The sequence below is a fragment of the Acidovorax sp. CCYZU-2555 genome (assembly GCF_018413525.1).
GTDB lineage: Bacteria > Pseudomonadota > Gammaproteobacteria > Burkholderiales > Burkholderiaceae_C > Comamonas.
Map to the genome: position 1 here is coordinate 1 of NZ_JAHCDD010000141.1, position 5841 is coordinate 5841.

General features: G+C 66.3%; 7 protein-coding genes. 1 reads left to right on the top strand and 6 read right to left on the bottom strand.

What is annotated here, in order from left to right; genetic code table 11:
* The 6 genes from KHY18_RS26660 to KHY18_RS26685 form a co-directional block, all read right to left on the bottom strand.
* Nucleotides 1-727 (bottom strand): Y-family DNA polymerase (locus KHY18_RS26660; protein ID WP_249729408.1); only part of this gene is annotated, 727 nt, incomplete at its 3' end.
* Nucleotides 681-1466, bottom strand: coding sequence for a translesion DNA synthesis-associated protein ImuA (gene imuA / locus KHY18_RS26665; protein ID WP_213307403.1), 786 nt, complete (start codon nt 1464-1466; stop codon nt 681-683). The genes imuA and KHY18_RS26660, both read right to left, overlap by 47 nt.
* Nucleotides 1467-2405: 939 nt before the next feature.
* Complete coding sequence (locus KHY18_RS26670) at nt 2406-3221, bottom strand: CPBP family intramembrane glutamic endopeptidase (RefSeq protein ID WP_213307405.1); 816 nt, start codon at nt 3219-3221, stop codon at nt 2406-2408.
* 103 nt (nt 3222-3324) lie between these two features.
* Nucleotides 3325-4068 carry a CPBP family intramembrane glutamic endopeptidase gene (locus KHY18_RS26675; RefSeq protein ID WP_213307407.1) on the bottom strand — a complete coding sequence of 248 codons (744 nt, stop codon included), beginning with the start codon at nt 4066-4068 and terminating at the stop codon, nt 3325-3327.
* Nucleotides 4055-4282, bottom strand: a complete 228-nt coding sequence (locus KHY18_RS26680) for a hypothetical protein (protein WP_213307409.1) — start codon at nt 4280-4282, stop codon at nt 4055-4057. Before KHY18_RS26680 ends, KHY18_RS26675 begins: the two co-directional genes overlap by 14 nt.
* A 111-nt stretch (nt 4283-4393) precedes the next feature.
* The gene (locus tag KHY18_RS26685) at nt 4394-4849 is read right to left on the bottom strand and encodes an Rrf2 family transcriptional regulator (protein ID WP_213307412.1); all 456 of its coding nucleotides are present in this window, start codon (nt 4847-4849) and stop codon (nt 4394-4396) included.
* A gap of 98 nt (nt 4850-4947) precedes the next feature.
* Here KHY18_RS26685 and KHY18_RS26690 point away from each other — a divergent pair, with 98 nt between their 5' ends.
* Complete coding sequence (locus tag KHY18_RS26690) at nt 4948-5835, top strand: FAD-dependent oxidoreductase (protein ID WP_213307413.1); 888 nt, start codon at nt 4948-4950, stop codon at nt 5833-5835.
* Nucleotides 5836-5841 lie beyond the last annotated feature (6 nt).

The window sequence follows — 5841 nt, forward strand, 5'->3', positions numbered from 1 at the left end:
CCGTGCGTATGGTCAGCTCGCCGCCCGTGCCCGCGGCGCGCGAGCGCATGCTGTCGTGGCACCAGCGCAGCGTGAACGCCGTGGCGCCCAGCCGGCGCGCGCGCAGCCAGCCCGCCATCAGCAGCAGCAGCCGGCGTGCGCCGAACAGCAGCGCGGGCGCGGTCTCCACGCGCGACATCAGCTCCAGCCGCGCATGAAAGGTCTCGGGAATGCCGACCCAGGCATAGGTTTCGGGCCGCAGGCCGTAGGCCTGGTCCAGGGCCGTGAGCAGCGCGGCGTCGAAGCGCCGTGCAATGCCGCCGCGCGGCAGCGCGCGCACCTGGCCCAGCGTGCGGCAGCCCACGCGCGCCAGCGTCGCCTGGTGCAGCGCGACGGCGCTGAGGCTGGTCAAAGGCAAGGCATCCAGCCACTGCTCCAACGGGCGCGACCAGCCGTCGGCCAGGCCTTGGCGCAAGAACGTCGAATTTGCGCGCTGGCGCGCAAAGGCCAGCGCCGCAAGCCCGGTAGGCGCCCAGGCCACATGCGCGCCCAGTTCCTGGGCGCCGGCTTCGATCAGCGCGTGCAGGCTTTCGGCACCGCCAAACAGGCGCAGGCTGGCTTCGACTTCGAGCAATACCGCTTCCTCGACCCGGGCCACGCGCGGCGTGAACTGCAGCGCCCAGACGGCCAGCGACTGCGCGTCAATGGGCGATGCGCTGTGCAGCGGCAAGAGGCTGGCCCAATGCATGGAACACCTCCTCTCGTTGGACCTCGGTCGTCTGCAGCTCGTGCAGCCGGGGAGGAAGAATGGATTGCAGGTTGGCGGGAAGCGCGCGCAGGTGCAGCACCTCGTCGGCGCTGGCGCCGCGGCGCTTGCGTATGCGCAGATCGATGCCCCAGCTCTTGCCCAGCGCGACCGAAACACGCAGCGGCGCGGGCGAGGCATCGCGCAACGCGGCTTCGGGGCGGAACACGAACACCGGCGCATCGCAGTGCAGCGCCTGCACCTGCAAGCGCCGAATCTGCTCGGGCCGCGCCTGCGGCAGCCAGACCAGCACGGCGCCAGCGGCTTCGGACTTGATCAGCTGCTCCGCGGCCCAGAGGCTGTCGGCCGGTGCTTTCACGTCGATCCATACCAACTGCTGCGGCGCAAGACCCAGCTGGGCCAGGCCCATGGCATTCGGCGGCTTGGGCGGCGCGATCAGATAGATGCGGCTGTCGCGCCCGGCCAGAAAGCCCGGCAGCGCGGGCGCGAGCAGTCGCCATTCGCACAGCGCGGCCTGGGCCAGCAGCACTTCGCTCAGGCCCTGGGTAGGCCAGCCGCCGCCGGGCAGCGCGGCGTCCAGCACCTCGAAGCCCGTGGGCAGCGCGCGCCCGGCCGCGGCGCCGACTTCCGTGCCGCGCCATACGGCCTGCGCCACATGCGCGGGCAGCTGCCAGCGGTCGAAGTCGGCAGGGGAGGACGGGATGTGGGCTGAGGTAGTCATGGTGGAGTACTGTATTTAACCACAGTATATCGACCCGTTTGGCTTTTGTGTCCTGTTGTGCGCTGGCTGGGGTCAGGCGGGCGGGGCCAGCGAATGCGGTTTTTGCGGGAACACGGTGATAGAGCCGCGCATCCAGATCGGCTTCCTGGGCGAAGGCCACGGCAGCCAGATGCTGGACAATGCCTGATTACGCTTCAATGCAACAGGCACACATGGACTTCAGTTTCAGCGAAATGATTGCGGCCCTCCAGTCTTGGGCGCATACGCTCACTCCTGCAGGGAGTGAGAGATTCAATGGCCTGGCGTGGTTTTCCTTGGCTTGCTACCTTGGGTTCGCCGTGATCGCCTTGCACTACGCGTTCAAGCCCTGGGCAGAAAAAGTGATGTTCACCTGCATTGGGGGCGCAGCGGCGGCCTCGCTATGGCTTCACCTGGCCCTTCTTCACTCTCCCTCGTACGTGGGTGAAGGCGCGCTCTGGAAATTTGTCTCCCTGTCCCGGTATCTTCCATGGGCTGTCATCAGCTTGAGCTGCGTGTACTTGATCTACCGGATTTGCGCTCGGCGGAGATGACAAGCGGCAGCAGGCCTTGCGTGAAGCGGCGGCACATGCCAAACAGATGCGCCAGGCCTCTGCGCCGGCTTGCGTGCCGCGCCATACGGCCTGCGCCACATGCGCGGGCAATTGCCTGCGGTCAAAACCGGGGGAGGGGCGCAGGTGCTTTTTGTAAAATACTGTATTTAATTACAGTATTCCTGCCATCCTCGTGTTTTGTGCACCTGGTGCGGCAGCACACGCGCCGCAATGTGGCGGTACGAGGGGAAAACGGTATGGCACGCATTTCTCACTGGGCCATGCGGGTCAGGAAAAAAGGGGCGGATAGTGCGCTTTTTGCGGGCAACTGTATATAAATACAGTTACTGCATGGCCCTGGCCTGCCTCAGATCGCCCATGGAAAAATCTGTGCGGCGAGGAAGGCCTGCATGATCGCCACCCCGTCCGTGAGAATGTGGGCGCCTATGGACACCCACAGGCTGCGGGTGGCGATATAGGCCAGCGTCCAGACCACGCGCGCCGCGCCTATGACGCCGAAGCACTGTGCCCAGTTCCAGTCGTAAGTGGGCAGATGGCCGGCCGAGAACAGCAGCGTCGATCCCAGCAAGGCCAGCGCAATGCTGCTGCGCCGCCCGCAGTGCGATGCCGTGAGCTGGAGAATCGCCAGAAACGCCAGCATGGTCAGCAATTCTTCGCCCAGCAGCTGGGGCAGCAGAATCAGCAGCAGTTGCACAAATTCGCGCGGCGGCTGGGTGGCGAGGAACTCGGCGACGGGGTTGGGGCTGAGGGGCGCGAATTCACCCACGCCCAGCGCGGCGCCGATTGACGCGACGACGGCCAGCAGCCCGGCGCCTATGCACACGGCGGCTTCACGCAGGCCGAAACGCCCGAACAGCGCCTGGCAATCACGCCCCACCAGCCCGACCAGGATGGCGAACGGAATCCCCGCGAACAGCAGCCGTGACAGGAACAGGTCGAAGATGCTGAACAAAGGGACCCAGCTCACGAGCGCATAGCTGGCAAGAACGCTCAGCAGCAGCAGGGTCCAGGCGCCCATGCCCAGCGACACGGGCTGGCCTGCATAGTACGGAAAATCCCGGCGCCGTCGCCGGCCTTCAGCGGTTTCGAGACCCACCACATGCCCGCGCGCATCGGGCGCCGTGGTCTGGTCGGCACTGATCAGCCTGACGATCTTTCCCATGCGGCCCTCCTTGCGGTGAGCACATGCTATGGATGGCCCGGGACGCACCGATGTAGGACAGGCCTAAGGACTTCTTGCGCGGTTTGGTGCCGCACTCCATGCCTCAGGCGGCGTTGTCGGGGCCCACGAGGAACACCAGCGTGAACTCCGTCCAGTCCGTGAGAATGTGGGCGCCGGTCGACACCCACAGATTGCGCGTGGCGATGTAGGCCAGCGTCAGCACCACGCGCGCCGCGCCGATGACGCCGAAACACTGGGCCCAATTGCCATCGTAGGTGGGCAGATGGGCGGCAGAAAAAATCAGCGTCGATCCGAGCAAGGCCAGGGCGATGCCGCGGCGCCGCCCCCAGCCCCAGCGCGACGACGCCAGCTGGAGAATCGCCAGAAAGGGCAGTATCGTCAGCAGCTCCTCGCCCAGCAGTTGCGGCACCATGGAAAGCAGCTGCAGCACGAAGTCTGGCAACGACAGGCTGGCGCTGGCCAGCACCAGGGCATTGGGCGTGTAGCGCGCGAAGGCCTGCACCATCAGCGCGGTGGAGGACGACGCAATGATGGCCAGCAGCGCGGCGCCGATGCACAGCGCGGCCTCACGCAGGCCAAACGGCCCGAACAGCGCCTTGACGTCACGCCCCGTCAGCCATGCGAGGCAGGCGAGCGGCAATCCCGCGAACAGCAGGCGCGACAGGAGCGCACTTCCAGGTGCGGCGGCGGGCATCCAGAGAAGTACCGCATAGCCGGCCAGAACGCTCAGCAGCAGCAGGCTCCAGCCGCCAGCGCGCAGGGCCACGGGCTGGCCCGCGTAGTACGGAAAATCTCGGCGTGGTGGCGCGTTTTCAGCGGCGTTCAAGCCGGTCCACATTGCCGCGCGCATCGGTGGTGCAAAGCCATTGCGCCTGGTGCAGGCTCAGAAAGACTTCCTGCCCGTTGCCATAAGGCGCGTGGGAGATGGGCAGCACATAGATCGCATTGACGCCGCTTCTCAATGCCAGTGCGCTCTTGCAGGCTGCAGTGGCGGCCGCAGCGGCTTCGGCGTTCGCGCCTGCGGGCCGTGAGGATTGCATCGCGGGCCCCGCACAGCCGGCCAGCAAGGCAACAGATATCAGTCATGCACACTTTTCCATGGAAACCTCCCAGGTTGCGACCAGCCGATGCTAACCAATGCGGGGCGAACGTCAACCTGGGGCGTGATGGGCGTGCGCTGACTTGGCGTCGCACAGCGCATCGAATTCCTGCGCCAGATCGCTCAGCTTGACCGTGGCCAGCCGCCGCACCAGCAAGGCCTGGGCCTGGGCCAGCGCAGCGTCCAGGGCCGCGTTCACCACTTTCTCGACACCGCACTCGGGGTTGTCGGTGGTGTTGCCAATCGCAAAGATGCGCGGCCCGCCCACGGCCTCGTGGATATCGAGCAGCGACACCGCGGCGAGATCGCACGACAGCTTCCAGCCGCCGCCATGGCCTTTTTCCGATTGGACGTAGCCGGCCTTCTTCAAGCCGGCCATGGTGCGGCGTACGACCACGGGGTTGGTGGCCAGCATCTGCGCGAGCTGCTCCGAAGTGAAGGGCGCGTCCTGGCGCGCCATGTGCAGCAGCACATGCAGCATGCGCGACAGGCGGCTATCGCTTCTCATGGGGTGCTCGTGGGGCAGAAGTCATGAAGCATTATAGGTTGCGTGAATTTTGCTGAATGCGTATCATGAAACATCAAAAGTTTCTTGAAGGAGTTTGCATGCTTTATGACGTCATCATCATTGGCGGCAGCTACGCCGGCCTGGCCGCCGCACTGCCCCTGGCGCGTGCGCGCCGCAAGGTACTGGTCATCGACGCAGGCCAGCGCCGCAACCGCTTTGCCGATCACTCCCATGGCTTTCTGACCCAGGACGGCATGAAGGCCGCCGATATCGCCGCCGTGGCCCGCGAGCAGGTCTTGGCCTATGGCACGGTGGAATGGCTGGCGTCCAGCGCCCTGGATGCACGCCAGCGCGAAGGCGGCTTCGAAGTCGATATCGAAGGCGGGGCCCCGCGCACCGCCCAACGGCTGGTGCTGGCCAGCGGCGTGGTCGATACGCTGCCAGAGGTGCCGGGCCTGGCGCAGCGCTGGGGCAGGCATGTGTTTCACTGCCCCTATTGCCACGGCTATGAATTGCAGCAGGGCCGGATCGGCGTGCTGGCCACTTCGGCGCTGTCGCTGCACCACGCGCTGCTGCTGCCGGACTGGGGCGCGACCACGCTGTTGCTCAACGGCAGCTTCGAGCCCGACGCACAGCAACGGGCGCAATTGCAGGCCCGCGGCGTCACGATAGAGCCCTGCGCGGTGCGGGAGATCACCGGTCATTCCGATGTACTGCTGCAGGACGGCCGGGTGCTGGCATTCGCCGGTCTGTTCACCATCCCGCGTTCTGCCGTCCAGAGCCCGGTTGCGGCCGCGCTGGGCTGTGAATTTGCCCAAGGCCCTATGGGCGCGGTGATTCAAACCGACGCGCTCAAGGCCACCACGGTGCCGGGTGTGTTTGCCTGCGGCGACGCCGCGCGCTTTGGCGGCTCGGTGGCGCTGGCCGTGGGTGACGGCACCATGGCGGGCGTCGCGGCGCACCAGTCGCTGGTGTTTGCCGGCTGATGCCGG